Origin of the sequence: Pseudomonas fluorescens (assembly GCF_041354075.1) — a bacterium.
GTDB lineage: Bacteria > Pseudomonadota > Gammaproteobacteria > Pseudomonadales > Pseudomonadaceae > Aquipseudomonas > Aquipseudomonas fluorescens_CE.
In genome coordinates this window covers 208,382-224,024 of sequence record NZ_JARZGC010000010.1, presented here as the reverse complement: position 1 = coordinate 224,024, position 15,643 = coordinate 208,382, and the positions used below count along the sequence as shown (strand labels likewise).

12 protein-coding genes and 4 tRNA genes are annotated in these 15,643 nt (G+C 56.2%); all 16 read left to right on the top strand.

Going from position 1 to position 15,643, the window contains the following annotated elements:
• Window positions 1–189: 189 nt before the first annotated feature.
• The 16 genes from birA (at window position 190) to rpsL (ending at window position 15,537) form a co-directional block, all read left to right on the top strand.
• The gene (gene birA / locus QIW53_RS15900; RefSeq protein ID WP_371050542.1) at window positions 190–1,149 is read left to right on the top strand and encodes a bifunctional biotin--[acetyl-CoA-carboxylase] ligase/biotin operon repressor BirA; all 960 of its coding nucleotides are present in this window, start codon (window positions 190–192) and stop codon (window positions 1,147–1,149) included.
• A complete protein-coding gene (locus tag QIW53_RS15895) occupies window positions 1,139–1,888 on the top strand; it encodes a pantothenate kinase (protein WP_371050541.1) in 750 nt (249 codons plus the stop codon). Before birA ends, QIW53_RS15895 begins: the two co-directional genes overlap by 11 nt.
• A gap of 7 nt (window positions 1,889–1,895) precedes the next feature.
• Entirely contained in the window at window positions 1,896–2,336 is a 441-nt protein-coding gene (locus tag QIW53_RS15890; RefSeq protein WP_371050540.1) for a hypothetical protein, read from the top strand.
• 143 nt (window positions 2,337–2,479) lie between these two features.
• A tRNA-Tyr gene (locus QIW53_RS15885) sits at window positions 2,480–2,564 on the top strand.
• A gap of 23 nt (window positions 2,565–2,587) precedes the next feature.
• A tRNA-Gly gene (locus QIW53_RS15880) sits at window positions 2,588–2,661 on the top strand.
• Between the two features lie 26 nt (window positions 2,662–2,687).
• A tRNA-Thr gene (locus tag QIW53_RS15875) sits at window positions 2,688–2,763 on the top strand.
• A 207-nt stretch (window positions 2,764–2,970) separates the two neighbouring features.
• A tRNA-Trp gene (locus QIW53_RS15870) sits at window positions 2,971–3,046 on the top strand.
• Between the two features lie 45 nt (window positions 3,047–3,091).
• Window positions 3,092–3,460, top strand: a complete 369-nt coding sequence (gene secE / locus QIW53_RS15865) for a preprotein translocase subunit SecE (RefSeq protein ID WP_105349120.1) — start codon at window positions 3,092–3,094, stop codon at window positions 3,458–3,460.
• A 9-nt stretch (window positions 3,461–3,469) separates the two neighbouring features.
• Window positions 3,470–4,003, top strand: a complete 534-nt coding sequence (gene nusG / locus QIW53_RS15860; protein WP_192309367.1) for a transcription termination/antitermination protein NusG — start codon at window positions 3,470–3,472, stop codon at window positions 4,001–4,003.
• Between the two features lie 117 nt (window positions 4,004–4,120).
• A complete protein-coding gene (rplK, locus tag QIW53_RS15855) occupies window positions 4,121–4,552 on the top strand; it encodes a 50S ribosomal protein L11 (RefSeq protein WP_003176435.1) in 432 nt (143 codons plus the stop codon).
• On the top strand, window positions 4,552–5,247 hold the full coding sequence (rplA, locus tag QIW53_RS15850; protein ID WP_192309365.1) for a 50S ribosomal protein L1: 696 nt from the start codon (window positions 4,552–4,554) through the stop codon (window positions 5,245–5,247). Before rplK ends, rplA begins: the two co-directional genes overlap by 1 nt.
• 199 nt (window positions 5,248–5,446) lie before the next feature.
• Entirely contained in the window at window positions 5,447–5,947 is a 501-nt protein-coding gene (rplJ, locus tag QIW53_RS15845) for a 50S ribosomal protein L10 (protein WP_368555610.1), read from the top strand.
• A gap of 78 nt (window positions 5,948–6,025) precedes the next feature.
• A complete protein-coding gene (gene rplL, locus QIW53_RS15840; RefSeq protein WP_371050539.1) occupies window positions 6,026–6,391 on the top strand; it encodes a 50S ribosomal protein L7/L12 in 366 nt (121 codons plus the stop codon).
• Between the two features lie 220 nt (window positions 6,392–6,611).
• The gene (rpoB, locus tag QIW53_RS15835; RefSeq protein WP_371050538.1) at window positions 6,612–10,685 is read left to right on the top strand and encodes a DNA-directed RNA polymerase subunit beta; all 4,074 of its coding nucleotides are present in this window, start codon (window positions 6,612–6,614) and stop codon (window positions 10,683–10,685) included.
• A 64-nt stretch (window positions 10,686–10,749) separates the two neighbouring features.
• Complete coding sequence (gene rpoC / locus QIW53_RS15830) at window positions 10,750–14,949, top strand: DNA-directed RNA polymerase subunit beta' (protein WP_371050537.1); 4,200 nt, start codon at window positions 10,750–10,752, stop codon at window positions 14,947–14,949.
• Between the two features lie 216 nt (window positions 14,950–15,165).
• Window positions 15,166–15,537: a 30S ribosomal protein S12 gene (rpsL, locus tag QIW53_RS15825; RefSeq protein ID WP_003186084.1), complete on the top strand. Its 372-nt coding sequence runs from the start codon at window positions 15,166–15,168 to the stop codon at window positions 15,535–15,537.
• The last annotated feature ends 106 nt before the right edge of the window (window positions 15,538–15,643 follow it).

The window sequence follows — 15,643 nt, the reverse complement described above, 5'->3', positions numbered from 1 at the left end:
TCGCCGATGGTAGTGTGGGGTTTCCCCATGTGAGAGTAGGTCATCGTCAAGATTAAATTCCGAAACCCCTATCTGCGTATGCAGGTAGGGGTTTTGTTTTTGCGCGCAGAAAAATCCTCCTGGTTCGTTTTCTATGCAACGGGTCAAGGCGTGGCTATTATGCGTGCCTCATTGTGAGGCGAGACTTGCATGCTGACGTTGTTAAAGCTTCTTAAGGATGGTCGATTTCATTCGGGGCAGGCCCTGGGCGCTGCTTTGGGTGTCAGTCGTAGTGCCGTATGGAAACAGCTTCAGCTGCTAGAAGCTGAGCTGGGGCTGTCCATCCATAAGGTGCGAGGGCGGGGCTATCAATTGGCTGCGCCGTTGACGCTGCTTGATCCGGTCGCAATAGCGGAGCAGGCGCCTTCCTGTGATTGGCCTATCCTGGTTTTTGATTCTATCGACTCTACGAATGCTGAAGCGCTGCGTGCCATCGAGCGAGGTCAGGCGGCGCCGTTCCTTGTTTTGGCGGAGCGGCAGACTTCCGGTCGTGGGCGCCGTGGGCGCAAGTGGGCCAGTCCGTTTGCGGAGAATATCTATTACAGCCTGGTGCTGCGTATCGACGGAGGTATGCGGCAGTTGGAGGGTTTGAGTCTTGTTGTGGGGCTTGCCGTTCTGCAAGCCTTGCGAGCCAACGGCATCGTGTCCGCAGGGTTGAAGTGGCCCAATGATGTTCTGGTCGGCCAGAAAAAGATCGCCGGAATTCTCCTCGAATTGGTGGGGGATCCTGCGGACGTGTGTCACGTGGTATTGGGTGTTGGAATAAATGTGAACATGCAGATGACCGATGAGGTTGATCAGCAATGGTCATCCATGCGGCTCGAGTCGGGGCGTGCATTTGATCGCAATCGTCTGGTCGCGCAGCTGGGGAGTTCGCTTCAGGCCTATTTGAGCCGGCACCAGGTCGGCGGGTTTACAGCCATTCAGGCCGAGTGGGAGCAGAATCATCTGTGGCAAGGGCGAGCGGTATCGTTGATCGCTGGCGTCAACCGAATCGACGGTGAAGTGCTGGGTATTGATAGTCAGGGTGCGCTGCGCTTGAAGGTGGATGGAGTGGAAAAAGTCTTTAGTGGTGGTGAGCTCAGTTTGAGGTTGCGTGATGATTCTTGAGCTTGACTGCGGAAACAGTTTCATCAAGTGGCGAGTGCTTGGTGTGGGGGCGCGTCAGACCCTCGCAGAGGGCTTTGTCGACTCCAATCCCGCCCTCCTGGAAGGTTTGGCGAAAGTTCCCGGGCTCGAGCTCAGGTTTTGTCGGCTGGTCAGCGTAAGGACTGAAGAGGAAACGGTCGCACTGGTTTCCCTGCTGACGGATGCCTATGACATCGACGTGGCCTGTGCCAAGCCTGCGCGCGAGATGTCGGGCGTTCGCAACGGCTACGAGTCATTCGAGCGGCTTGGTCTTGATCGCTGGTTAGCGCTGCTTGGCGGATATCATCTGGCGTCAGGTGCGTGCCTCGTGCTCGATTTTGGCACGGCGGTCACTGCGGATTTTGTTGCTGGTGATGGTGAGCATCTGGGCGGTTTCATCTGTCCGGGAATGCCATTAATGCGCAATCAGTTACGTACCCACACCCGCAAGATTCGCTACGGCGATCTCGAAGCCGAACGGGCCCAGGAGAGTCTCGCGCCCGGCCGTACGACCGTAGAAGCGGTCGAGCGTGGCTGCTCACTGATGTTGCGTGGGTTTGTGCTCACTCAGCTGGAGCTCGCGCGCAATTACTGGGGGGACGATTTTTCGGTGTTCCTGACTGGCGGGGATGCGGCGCTGGTTCGCGCAGTAGTGCCTGAAGCCAGGGTAGTTCCGGATCTGGTTTTTGTCGGTTTGGCGATGGCGTGTCCTTTGTCCTGAGGTTCATATGCGTTGGTTGTTTTTGCTGCTGCTCGTTCTCAATGTGTTCTATTACATTTGGCATCAACAAGAAGCCCCCCTGCGCGCGAAGGACGTCACGCCCCTGAGTCTGTACAAAGGCAGCCAGCAGGATATTCGCCTGCTGAGTGAGGCGGCTGATGTGTCCCGCGATAAAGGAAAGCCCGTACAGGTGGACAGCGGTTGCTTGTACCTTGGGGGGTTCATGCGTCAGGAAGCGCTCCAGGCGGTCGAGGGGCGTTTGAATGGCATGGAGATCAAATATCAGGCTGTCTCCAGAGATGCGCCCGATTTACCGGGTTTCTGGGTGCAGGTGGCACCTGAAAGCAGGCGCTGGTTGGGCGAAGTGCAGCTGCAAAACCTTTCTAGAGAATTCAATGACTTAAAACATAAAATAATGCCTTGCGAGGGGGTTGCGCGAGCGGAATAGTTTGCATAGAATGGCGCCCGCTTCGCAGTGAAGACCTTTCAAGGGGCTACGGTGCAAAGCGACGTCAACGCAGCTAACCTCAGGTTTTTAATGAGAAAATGCTTGACAGAAGGCTGGCATGATATAGAATGCCGGCTCGCTTAGGAGGGGTTCCCGAGCGGCCAAAGGGATCAGACTGTAAATCTGACGTCTACGACTTCGAAGGTTCGAATCCTTCCCCCTCCACCATTTTTAGCGAGAGCTGCAGGCTCGCGGGTATAGTTTAGTGGTAGAACCTCAGCCTTCCAAGCTGATGATGCGGGTTCGATTCCCGCTACCCGCTCCAAGTTTGCGGATTTTGCACGGTGTTACGCTCTTGTAGCTCAGTTGGTAGAGCACACCCTTGGTAAGGGTGAGGTCAGCGGTTCAAATCCGCTCAAGAGCTCCATATAACAAGGCAGATATGAAAATATCTGCCTTTGTTTTAATGGCTCGCTTGGTTTGTTGGCTTTTCTTTCTGTGTGTGGTTTGCGTGGGGGAAGGGTGGTTGCAGGGGTTTTTCGTCGTTATTGGTGTCGGCGTTGCCTGCGATCAGCGAGTAAGCTGTTGTAATGTCTTTTTCAGGTCTGCATAATGGTCGGCCTGATTTTGTTTTAGGTCAGTAGCTCAATTGGCAGAGCGACGGTCTCCAAAACCGTAGGTTGGGGGTTCGATTCCCTCCTGACCTGCCAGATTCACTCGGTGTGTCTGGCTTTCTTTTCACAGGATCTTCATAGATGACTCCTAAAGCTGAAGCTCAAGGCTCTCGCTTCGATCTGCTCAAGTGGCTAGTAGTAGTCGCTTTGGTGGTCGTAGGCGTTGTTGGCAATCAGTACTATTCCGCTTCGCCGATCCTGTACCGCGTACTTGCGTTGCTCGTTATCGCTGCTGCAGCTGCTTTTGTAGGCCTGCAGACTGTGAAGGGCAAGTCTTTCTTTGTACTGGTTAAGGAAGCTCGCACCGAAATTCGTAAAGTCGTATGGCCAACTCGCCAGGAAACCACGCAGACCACGCTGATCGTTGTTGCTGTGGTGCTGGTTATGGCGCTGCTGTTGTGGGGGCTTGATTCCCTGCTCGGTTGGCTTGTCTCCTTGATTGTCGGCTAAGGGTGTCCCGTGGCTAAGCGTTGGTATGTTGTGCATGCTTACTCCGGTTACGAGAAGCATGTCATGCGCTCGTTGATTGAGCGCGTAAAGCTGGCTGGCATGGAAGATGGCTTCGGCGAAATTCTGGTTCCCACTGAAGAAGTGGTTGAGATGCGTAATGGCCAGAAACGCAAAAGCGAGCGCAAATTCTTCCCTGGTTATGTGCTGGTCCAGATGGATATGAATGAGGGTACTTGGCACTTGGTCAAGGACACTCCTCGCGTGATGGGCTTCATCGGCGGTACTGCTGACAAGCCTGCACCGATTACAGATAAAGAAGCCGATGCGATTCTGCGTCGTGTTGCTGATGGTAGCGACAAGCCGAAGCCGAAGACGTTGTTCGAGCCGGGTGAATCGGTACGTGTCAACGACGGGCCGTTTGCCGACTTTACCGGTACGGTTGAAGAAGTTAACTACGAAAAGAGCCGGATTCAGGTCGCGGTGCTCATTTTCGGTCGCTCTACTCCGGTAGAGTTGGAGTTCAGCCAGGTCGAAAAGGTCTAGCTGGACAAGCATCCCAACCCCACAGCCCCAGGCTGTGGGGTTTTGTCGTCACTGGGATAAACGCGCAAGTAACCGGGGAGCCTTTCGAGGCGTTCGAACCCGTAATTGGAGTGCCTCATGGCCAAGAAGATTACCGCTTACATCAAGCTGCAAGTGAAGGCCGCTCAGGCTAACCCAAGCCCACCTGTTGGTCCTGCTCTGGGTCAGCACGGCGTGAACATCATGGAATTCTGCAAGGCCTTCAACGCCCGTACTCAGGGTCTTGAGCCAGGTCTGCCGACTCCAGTGATCATCACTGTCTACAGCGACCGTAGCTTCACTTTCGAAACCAAATCCACCCCTGCTTCGGTTCTGCTGAAGAAGGCGGCCGGTCTGACCAGCGGTTCCGCTCGTCCGAACACCGTTAAGGTTGGCACTGTGACTCGTGCTCAGCTGGAAGAAATCGCGAAAACCAAAAACGCGGATCTGACTGCAGCTGATATGGATGCAGCCGTGCGTACTATCGCCGGTTCTGCTCGTAGCATGGGCCTTAACGTGGAGGGTGTGTAATGGCTAAGCTGACCAAGCGTCAAAAGGCTATCGCCGGCAAGATCGAAGCAGGCAAGGCCTACAACTTTGTAGACGCCGCTGCACTGCTGGCCGAGCTGTCGACTGTCAAGTTCAGCGAGTCGTTCGACGTAGCTGTGAACCTGGGCGTTGACCCACGTAAATCCGACCAGGTCGTTCGCAGCGCTACCGTGCTGCCACACGGCACTGGCAAGACCGTTCGCGTTGCCGTGTTCACCCAGGGTCCAGCTGCCGAGGCCGCTCTGGCTGCCGGCGCTGACCGTGTAGGTATGGACGAACTGGCTGCCGAAATGAAAGGCGGCGACCTGAACTACGACGTAGTGATCGCATCCCCGGATGCCATGCGCGTTGTGGGTCAACTGGGTCAGATCCTCGGTCCACGTGGCCTGATGCCTAACCCTAAAGTCGGCACCGTAACTCCAGACGTAGCTACCGCGGTCAAGAACGCCAAGGCTGGTCAGGTTCGTTATCGCACCGACAAAAACGGCATCATCCACACTTCCGTTGGCAAGATCGGCTTCGACGCCGTCAAGCTGAAGGAAAACGTTGAAGCTCTGATCGCTGACCTGAAGCGTATCAAGCCAGCTTCCTCGAAAGGCATTTACGTCAAGCGCGTTACCCTGAGCACCACCATGGGTCCAGGTCTGGTCATCGACCAAAGCTCGCTCGACGCGTAAGACACAGATTGGCGCAAGCGATTGCGCCAATTGAAAAAATTGGGGTCCCTGCCTGGCGGGGGCTATCCAAGACCGTAGGCGACGCAAGTCTTAAACCACAAGCCTACGCAGATGGTGCTCCCGGTTCCTTACCGAATCAGACACCAAAACGACATCCGGCTTCGGTCGGATGAAACGGTAACAAGCAGGAGTTAAACCCGTGGCAATTAAACTCGAAGACAAGAAGGCCATCGTCGCTGAAGTCAACGAGGCTGCCAAAGTCGCTCTGTCCGCTGTCGTGGCTGATGCCCGTGGCGTAACAGTAGGCGCAATGACCGGACTCCGTAAAGAGGCTCGTGAAGCTGGCGTTTACGTACGTGTTGTACGTAACACCCTGCTCAAACGCGCTGTTGCTGACACTGAATTCAGTGTTCTCAACGACGTGTTCACCGGCCCTACCCTGATCGCGTTCTCGAAAGATCACCCAGGCGCTGCTGCCCGGATCTTCAAAGAATTCGCCAAGGGTCAGGACAAGTTCGAGATCAAGGCAGCTGCGTTTGATGGCAAGTTCCTTGCCGCTAACCAGATCGACGTGTTGGCAACCTTGCCGACCCGCGACGAAGCTATTGCGAAACTGATGAGCGTGATCCAAGGCGCTACCAGCAAGCTGGCTCGTACTCTGGCAGCCGTTCGCGACCAGAAAGAAGCTGCTGCAGCCTAAGGCGCAGTCGGATCTTTCAAAATCATATGTTTAATTTGATGGCTGCGTAGGCTGTCACCCCAATACAGGATTCAAGTCATGTCTCTGACTAACGAACAAATCATCGAAGCAATCGGCCAGAAAACCGTTCTGGAAGTTGTTGAGCTGATCAAAGCAATGGAAGAAACCTTCGGCGTGACCGCTGCTGTCGCTTCCGCTGGTCCAGCTGCTGCTGCCGCTGTTGTTGAAGAGCAAACCGAGTTCAACGTTGTTCTGCTCGAAGCTGGCGAAAAGAAAGTAAACGTGATCAAGGCAGTTCGTGAACTGACTGGTCTGGGCCTGAAAGAAGCCAAAGAGAAAGTCGACGGCGCTCCTCAGGTTGTAGCTGAAGGCGTTTCGAAAGAAGCTGCTGAAGACGCTAAGAAGAAGCTGGAAGAAGCAGGCGCTAAAGTCGAGCTGAAGTAAGCTTCGACTTTGCTCCTCCAGCCCGAGCGTTAAGCGACAGGCTGATGGCTGGTGGCTCTTGCCACCGGCCTTTTTCCGTTATTGGCAACCGACTGGGTTGGTGCTGATAGCGAGCTGTAACCACCCGATGTGGTGGCGCAAACCATGGGGTTTGCACGATTTTCTGGCTGCTCCCGTCGGGAGGGGCCAAACAAGCAGGTGACCAAGCTGGGGAACGCTGATGGCTTACTCATATACTGAGAAAAAACGTATCCGCAAGGACTTTAGCAAGTTGCCGGACGTCATGGATGTGCCGTACCTCCTGGCCATCCAGCTGGATTCGTATCGTGAATTCTTGCAAGCGGGAGCGACTAAAGATCAGTTCCGCGACGTGGGCCTGCATGCGGCCTTCAAATCCGTTTTCCCGATCATCAGCTACTCCGGCAATGCTGCCCTGGAGTACGTGGGTTATCGCCTGGGCGAACCGGCATTTGATGTCAAAGAATGCGTATTGCGCGGTGTGACTTACGCCGTACCTTTGCGGGTAAAAGTGCGCCTGATCATTTTCGACAAAGAATCGTCGAACAAAGCGATCAAGGACATCAAAGAGCAAGAAGTCTACATGGGTGAAATCCCCCTGATGACTGAAAACGGTACCTTCGTAATCAACGGTACCGAGCGTGTAATCGTTTCCCAGCTGCACCGTTCCCCGGGCGTGTTCTTCGACCACGACCGTGGCAAGACGCACAGCTCCGGCAAGCTGCTGTACTCGGCACGTATCATTCCTTACCGCGGTTCGTGGCTGGACTTCGAGTTCGACCCGAAAGACTGCGTGTTCGTACGTATCGACCGTCGTCGCAAATTGCCTGCGTCGGTATTGCTGCGCGCGCTTGGCTATACCACCGAGGAAGTGCTGGACGCGTTCTACACTACCAACGTTTTCCACGTGAAGGGCGAGAGCCTGAGCCTGGAGCTGGTGCCTCAGCGCCTGCGTGGTGAAATTGCGGTCCTGGACATCCAGGATGACAAAGGCAAGGTGATTGTCGAGCAGGGTCGTCGTATTACCGCTCGCCACATCAACCAGCTGGAAAAAGCCGGGATCAAAGAGCTGGAAGTGCCTCTGGACTACGTCCTGGGTCGCACCACCGCCAAGGTCATCGTGCATCCGGCAACCGGCGAAATCCTGGCTGAGTGCAATACCGAGCTGAACACCGAGATCCTGGCGAAGATTGCCAAGGCCGGTGTTGTCCGCATCGAGACTCTGTACACCAACGACATCGACTGCGGTCCGTTCATTTCCGACACGCTGAAGATCGATTCCACCGCCAACCAACTGGAAGCGCTGGTCGAGATCTATCGCATGATGCGTCCAGGCGAGCCGCCGACCAAAGACGCTGCCGAGACCCTGTTCAACAACCTGTTCTTCAGCCCTGAGCGCTATGACCTGTCTGCGGTCGGCCGGATGAAGTTCAACCGTCGTATCGGTCGCACCGAAATCGAAGGTTCGGGCGTGCTGTGCAAGGAAGACATCGTCGCGGTGCTGAAGACTCTGGTCGACATCCGCAACGGCAAGGGCATCGTCGATGACATCGACCACCTGGGTAACCGTCGTGTTCGCTGTGTAGGCGAAATGGCCGAGAACCAGTTCCGCGTTGGCCTGGTGCGTGTTGAGCGTGCGGTCAAAGAGCGTCTGTCGATGGCTGAAAGCGAAGGCCTGATGCCGCAAGACCTGATCAACGCCAAGCCAGTGGCTGCGGCGGTGAAGGAGTTCTTCGGTTCCAGCCAGCTGTCCCAGTTCATGGACCAGAACAACCCGCTGTCCGAGATCACCCACAAGCGTCGTGTTTCTGCACTCGGCCCAGGTGGTCTGACCCGTGAGCGTGCTGGCTTTGAAGTGCGTGACGTACACCCGACTCACTACGGTCGTGTATGCCCGATCGAAACGCCGGAAGGTCCGAACATTGGTCTGATCAACTCCCTGGCCGCCTATGCGCGCACCAACCAGTACGGCTTCCTGGAAAGCCCGTACCGTGTGGTGAAAGACGCTCTGGTCACTGACGAGATCGTATTCCTGTCCGCTATCGAAGAAGCCGATCACGTGATCGCACAGGCTTCGGCAACGATGAGCGACAAGAAAGTCCTGATCGACGAGCTGGTAGCTGTTCGTCACCTGAACGAGTTCACCGTCAAGGCGCCGGAAGACGTCACCTTGATGGACGTGTCGCCGAAGCAGGTAGTTTCGGTCGCCGCGTCGCTGATCCCGTTCCTCGAGCACGACGACGCCAACCGTGCGTTGATGGGTTCGAACATGCAGCGTCAAGCTGTACCTACCCTGCGTGCTGACAAGCCGCTGGTCGGTACCGGCATGGAGCGTAACGTAGCTCGTGACTCCGGCGTTTGCGTCGTGGCTCGTCGTGGCGGCGTTATCGATTCCGTCGACGCCAGCCGTATCGTGGTTCGTGTTGCTGATGATGAAGTCGAGACCGGTGAAGCGGGTGTCGACATCTACAACCTGACCAAGTACACCCGCTCCAACCAGAACACCTGCATCAATCAGCGTCCGCTGGTGCGCAAGGGTGATCGGGTACAGCGCAGTGACATCATGGCTGACGGTCCGTCCACCGATATGGGTGAACTGGCGCTGGGTCAGAACATGCGCATCGCGTTCATGGCATGGAACGGCTTCAACTTCGAAGACTCCATCTGCCTGTCCGAGCGTGTGGTTCAGGAAGACCGTTTCACCACGATCCACATTCAGGAACTGACCTGTGTGGCCCGTGACACCAAGCTTGGCCCAGAGGAAATCACTGCGGACATCCCGAACGTGGGTGAGGCTGCACTGAACAAGCTGGACGAAGCCGGTATCGTTTACGTCGGCGCCGAAGTTGGCCCAGGCGACATTCTGGTTGGTAAGGTCACTCCGAAAGGCGAGACCCAACTGACGCCGGAAGAAAAACTGCTGCGTGCGATCTTCGGTGAGAAGGCCAGCGACGTCAAAGACACCTCCCTGCGTGTACCAACCGGTACCAAGGGTACTGTCATCGACGTTCAGGTGTTCACCCGTGATGGCGTTGAGCGTGACAGCCGTGCCCTGTCGATCGAGAAGAGCCAGCTCGACGAGATCCGCAAGGACCTCAACGAAGAGTTCCGTATCGTCGAAGGTGCAACTTTCGAACGTCTGCGTTCCGCTCTGGTCGGCCACAAAGCCGAAGGCGGCGCCGGTCTGAAGAAAGGTCAGGACATCACCGACGAAGTCCTCGACGGTCTCGAACATGGCCAGTGGTTCAAACTGCGCATGGCCGAAGACGCTCTGAACGAGCAGCTCGAGAAGGCTCAGGCCTACATCGTTGATCGCCGCCGTCTGCTGGACGACAAGTTCGAAGACAAGAAGCGCAAACTGCAGCAGGGCGATGACCTGGCTCCAGGCGTGCTGAAAATCGTCAAGGTCTACCTGGCAATCCGTCGTCGCATCCAGCCGGGCGACAAGATGGCCGGTCGTCACGGTAACAAGGGTGTGGTCTCCGTGATCATGCCGGTTGAAGACATGCCGCACGATGCCAACGGCACGCCGGTCGATGTGGTCCTCAACCCGTTGGGCGTACCTTCGCGTATGAACGTTGGTCAGATCCTTGAAACCCACCTGGGCCTCGCGGCCAAAGGTCTGGGCGAGAAGATCAACCGCATGGTTGAAGAACAGCGTAAGGTTGCTGAACTGCGTACCTTCCTGGATGAGATCTACAACCAGATCGGCGGCCGTAACGAAGCGCTGGACACGTTCTCTGACCAGGAAATCCTGGATCTGGCTCAAAACCTGCGCAACGGCGTTCCAATGGCCACTCCGGTATTCGACGGTGCCAAGGAAGTTGAAATCAAGGCCATGCTGAAACTGGCAGACCTGCCAGAGAGCGGCCAGATGCAACTGACTGACGGCCGTACCGGCAACAAGTTCGAGCGCCCGGTTACCGTTGGCTACATGTACATGCTGAAGCTGAACCACTTGGTAGACGACAAGATGCACGCTCGTTCTACCGGTTCGTACAGCCTGGTTACCCAGCAGCCGCTGGGTGGTAAGGCGCAGTTCGGTGGTCAGCGTTTCGGGGAGATGGAGGTCTGGGCACTGGAAGCATACGGTGCTGCTTACACTCTGCAAGAAATGCTCACAGTGAAGTCGGACGATGTGAACGGTCGGACCAAGATGTACAAAAACATCGTGGACGGCGATCACCGTATGGAGCCGGGCATGCCCGAGTCCTTCAACGTGTTGATCAAGGAAATTCGTTCCCTCGGCATCGATATCGATCTGGAAACCGAATAACACGTGACGCGAATCGAGAGCGGGGCAGGATTGCCCGCTCTCTGCTCCGCCAGGAGGAAAGGCCTTGAAAGACCTACTGAATTTGCTGAAAAACCAGGGTCAAGTCGAAGAGTTCGACGCCATCCGTATTGGACTGGCATCGCCTGAGATGATCCGTTCGTGGTCGTTCGGTGAAGTTAAAAAGCCGGAAACCATCAACTACCGTACGTTCAAACCCGAGCGTGACGGCCTGTTCTGCGCCAAGATCTTTGGCCCGGTAAAGGATTACGAGTGCCTGTGCGGTAAGTACAAGCGCTTGAAGCACCGTGGCGTGATCTGCGAGAAGTGCGGTGTTGAAGTCGCACTGGCCAAGGTGCGTCGTGAGCGCATGGCGCACATCGAGCTGGCTTCGCCTGTTGCCCACATCTGGTTCCTGAAGTCGCTGCCGTCGCGTATCGGCTTGCTGATGGACATGACCCTGCGTGATATCGAACGTGTTCTCTACTTCGAGAGCTATGTCGTTATCGATCCAGGCATGACCACCCTTGAAAAAGGTCAGTTGCTCAACGACGAGCAGTACTTCGAAGCGCTGGAAGAGTTCGGTGACGATTTCGATGCCCGCATGGGTGCTGAAGCGGTCCGCGAACTGCTGCACGCTATCGACCTGGAGCACGAGATTGGCCGTCTGCGCGAAGAAATTCCGCAAACCAACTCCGAAACCAAAATCAAGAAGCTGTCCAAGCGTCTGAAGTTGATGGAAGCCTTCCAGGGTTCCGGCAACTTGCCAGAGTGGATGGTGCTGACCGTTCTGCCGGTTCTGCCGCCAGATCTGCGTCCACTGGTTCCACTGGATGGCGGTCGCTTCGCGACATCCGACCTCAACGATCTGTATCGTCGAGTGATCAACCGTAACAACCGCTTGAAGCGCCTGCTTGATCTGTCCGCTCCGGACATCATCGTGCGCAACGAAAAGCGTATGTTGCAGGAAGCGGTCGATGCACTGCTCGACAACGGTCGCCGTGGTCGCGCCATCACCGGTTCCAACAAGCGTCCTCTGAAATCCCTGGCCGACATGATCAAGGGTAAGCAAGGTCGTTTCCGTCAGAACTTGCTCGGTAAGCGTGTTGACTACTCCGGTCGTTCGGTAATTACCGTAGGCCCGACCCTGCGTCTGCACCAGTGCGGTCTGCCGAAGAAAATGGCTCTCGAGCTGTTCAAGCCGTTCATTTTCGGCAAGCTGGAAATGCGTGGTCTCGCAACCACCATCAAGGCTGCGAAGAAGATGGTCGAGCGCGAGCTGCCGGAAGTCTGGGACGTTCTCGCTGAAGTGATTCGCGAACACCCGGTTCTCCTCAACCGTGCACCGACCCTTCACCGTCTGGGTATCCAGGCGTTTGAACCGGTACTGATCGAAGGCAAGGCTATCCAGCTGCACCCTCTGGTCTGTGCTGCGTACAACGCCGACTTCGACGGCGACCAAATGGCCGTGCACGTACCGCTGACGCTGGAAGCCCAGCTGGAAGCGCGTGCGTTGATGATGTCGACCAACAACATTCTGTCGCCAGCCAACGGTGAGCCAATCATCGTTCCGTCGCAGGACGTTGTATTGGGTCTGTACTACATGACTCGTGAAGCGATCAACGCCAAGGGCGAAGGTCGTGTGTTCGCGGATCTGCAGGAAGTTGACCGTGTGTTCCGTGCCGGCGAAGCCGCACTGCACGCCAAGGTCAAGGTGCGGATCAACGAAACCGTCAACGATCGTGATGGCGGCAGCGTAACCAGCACCCGTATCGTCGACACCACTGTCGGCCGTGCGCTGCTGTTCCAGGTTGTGCCAAAAGGTCTGTCCTTCGACGTCGTCAACCTGCCGATGAAGAAGAAGGCGATCTCCAAGCTGATCAACCAGTGCTACCGCGTTGTCGGTCTGAAAGAGACCGTGATCTTCGCTGACCAGTTGATGTACACCGGTTTTGCCTATTCGACCATTTCCGGCGTTTCCATCGGTGTTAACGACTTCGTTATCCCGGATGAAAAAGCCCGCATCATCGGTGCTGCCACCGATGAAGTGAAAGAGATCGAAAGCCAGTACGCCTCCGGCCTGGTAACCCAGGGCGAGAAGTACAACAAGGTCATCGACCTTTGGTCCAAGGCGAACGACGAAGTTTCCAAGGCGATGATGGCCAACCTCTCGAAAGAGAAAGTCATCGACCGTCATGGTGATGAAGTCGACCAGGAGTCCTTCAACTCGATGTACATGATGGCCGACTCGGGCGCACGGGGTTCTGCTGCGCAGATCCGTCAGCTCGCCGGTATGCGTGGCCTGATGGCCAAGCCGGACGGTTCCATCATCGAAACGCCGATTACTGCGAACTTCCGTGAAGGTTTGAGCGTACTTCAGTACTTCATCTCCACTCACGGTGCTCGTAAAGGTCTGGCGGATACCGCGTTGAAAACTGCGAACTCCGGTTACCTGACTCGTCGTCTGGTAGACGTGGCGCAGGATCTGGTCGTGACCGAGATCGATTGCGGCACCGAACATGGCCTGCTGATGACTCCGCACATTGAAGGCGGTGACGTTGTTGAGCCGTTGGGTGAGCGCGTATTGGGTCGAGTCATTGCCCGTGACGTATTCAAGCCAGGTACCGAGGACGTCATCGTTCCTGCCGGCACTCTGGTAGACGAGAAGTGGGTCGAGTTCATCGAGCTGAACAGCATCGACGAAGTGATCGTGCGTTCGCCGATCAGTTGCGAAACCCGCTATGGCATTTGCGCCAAGTGCTACGGCCGTGATCTGGCTCGTGGTCACCAGGTGAACATCGGTGAATCGGTTGGCGTTATCGCTGCCCAGTCCATCGGTGAGCCGGGTACCCAGCTGACGATGCGTACGTTCCACATCGGTGGTGCGGCAAGCCGGACCTCCGCAGCCGACAGCGTTCAGGTGAAGAATGGCGGTACCGTCCGTCTGCACAACCTGAAGCACGTTGAGCGAGTGGATGGCCACCTGGTTGCGGTGTCCCGTTCCGGTGAGCTGGCAATCGCCGACGACTTCGGTCGTGAGCGTGAGCGCTACAAGCTGCCGTACGGTGCCGTGATTTCGGTTAAAGAAGGTGACAAGGTCGACGCTGGCGCCATCGTGGCCAAGTGGGACCCACACACTCACCCGATCGTTACCGAAATGAAAGGTACCGTGACCTACGTGGGCATGGAAGAAGGCATCACGATCAAGCGTCAGACTGACGAATTGACCGGTATGACCAACATTGAAGTTCTCGATCCGAAAGATCGTCCAGCTGCTGGCAAGGACATCCGTCCAGCCGTGAAGATGGTCGACGACAACGGCAAGGATCTGTTGCTGCCAGGTACTGACGTTACCGCTCAGTACTTCCTGCCAGCCAACGCCCTGGTCGGTGTGGCTGACGGTGCGAAGATTGCGATCGGTGATGTTATCGCTCGTATTCCGCAAGAGACTTCGAAGACCCGTGACATCACCGGTGGTCTGCCGCGCGTTGCCGACTTGTTCGAAGCTCGTCGTCCGAAAGAAGCCTCGATTCTGGCTGAAGTCAGCGGCACCATCGCGTTCGGCAAGGAAACCAAGGGCAAGCGCCGTCTGGTTATCACTCCGAACGACGGCAGCGATCCGTATGAAGAGCTGATTCCGAAGTGGCGTCACCTGAACGTGTTCGAAGGCGAACAGGTCAACCGCGGCGAAGTTATCTCCGACGGTCCGAGCGATCCACACGACATCCTGCGTCTGCTGGGTGTGAGTGCGCTGGCCAAGTACATCGTGAACGAGATCCAGGACGTTTACCGTCTGCAAGGCGTGAAGATCAACGACAAGCACATCGAGACCATCCTGCGTCAGATGCTGCGTAAAGTTGAGATCTCCGAGTCCGGCGATTCCAGCTTCATCAAGGGCGACCAGATGGAACTGACTCACGTACTGGTAGAAAACGAGCGTCTGGCCACGGAGGACAAGTTCGTCTCCAAGTTCACTCGCGTGCTGCTCGGCATCACCAAGGCGTCGTTGTCCACCGAATCGTTCATCTCGGCGGCTTCCTTCCAGGAAACCACCCGTGTACTGACCGAAGCGGCGGTAACCGGCAAGCGCGATTACCTGCGCGGCCTGAAAGAAAACGTGGTCGTGGGTCGTCTGATCCCGGCCGGTACCGGCCTGGCTTATCACAGCGAGCGTAAGCGTCGCCGCGATGCAGACAAGCCGCTGCGCGTAAGCGCCAGTGAAGTGGAAGCTGCACTGACCGAAGCGCTGAACTCGAGCGGTAACTGAGTTCTGCGATAAATGAGTGTAGGGCCCTGGTCTTTCCGTTCATCGAATCGCGACAATTTGTCGAGGTTGGATGAGCGGGGAGGTCGGGGCCTTGCCTTGACTGGGGGCAAGATCCTCTTTAGACTCTTGTACCCCTAAATTTGGCGGGAATGCGTTCCTGCCATTTTGCTTTTCTTGCAAGACAATAGCGTCGCAAGACAACAGTGGAGCTAGTAGATGGCAACTATCAACCAGCTGGTACGTCAGCCGCGTAAGCGTATCGTCGAGAAATCCGACGTACCTGCGCTGCAGAACTGCCCGCAACGTCGTGGCGTGTGCACCCGTGTGTACACCACTACGCCGAAAAAACCTAACTCGGCACTGCGTAAAGTATGCCGTGTGCGTCTGACCAACGGTTTCGAGGTTTCCTCGTACATCGGTGGTGAAGGCCACAACCTGCAAGAGCACAGCGTGGTACTGATCCGTGGCGGTCGTGTAAAAGACTTGCCAGGTGTTCGTTACCACACCGTTCGCGGTTCGTTGGATACTTCCGGTGTCAAAGGTCGTAACCAGGGTCGTTCGAAGTACGGTACCAAGCGTCCGAAGTAATCGGTTGCTTTGCAGTTTTTTAATTTATTGAGTCGATAAGAGTAAGGTCGGGCACGCATCCCCCGGGATCTGTTCCGAACTAACCTGAAGACCGTTTGAGGGCTTA

What these genes read in the sequence shown, in the direction of transcription:
- QIW53_RS15895 (WP_371050541.1), top strand. Translation starts at nt 1,139, where the DNA reads ATGATTCTTGAGCTTGACTGCGGAAACAGTTTCATCAAGTGGCGAGTG.
- secE (WP_105349120.1), top strand. Translation starts at nt 3,092, where the DNA reads ATGACTCCTAAAGCTGAAGCTCAAGGCTCTCGCTTCGATCTGCTCAAG.
- rpoB (WP_371050538.1), top strand. Translation starts at nt 6,612, where the DNA reads ATGGCTTACTCATATACTGAGAAAAAACGTATCCGCAAGGACTTTAGC.
- rplL (WP_371050539.1), top strand. Translation starts at nt 6,026, where the DNA reads ATGTCTCTGACTAACGAACAAATCATCGAAGCAATCGGCCAGAAAACC.
- birA (WP_371050542.1), top strand. Translation starts at nt 190, where the DNA reads ATGCTGACGTTGTTAAAGCTTCTTAAGGATGGTCGATTTCATTCGGGG.
- QIW53_RS15890 (WP_371050540.1), top strand. Translation starts at nt 1,896, where the DNA reads ATGCGTTGGTTGTTTTTGCTGCTGCTCGTTCTCAATGTGTTCTATTAC.
- rplK (WP_003176435.1), top strand. Translation starts at nt 4,121, where the DNA reads ATGGCCAAGAAGATTACCGCTTACATCAAGCTGCAAGTGAAGGCCGCT.
- rpsL (WP_003186084.1), top strand. Translation starts at nt 15,166, where the DNA reads ATGGCAACTATCAACCAGCTGGTACGTCAGCCGCGTAAGCGTATCGTC.
- rplA (WP_192309365.1), top strand. Translation starts at nt 4,552, where the DNA reads ATGGCTAAGCTGACCAAGCGTCAAAAGGCTATCGCCGGCAAGATCGAA.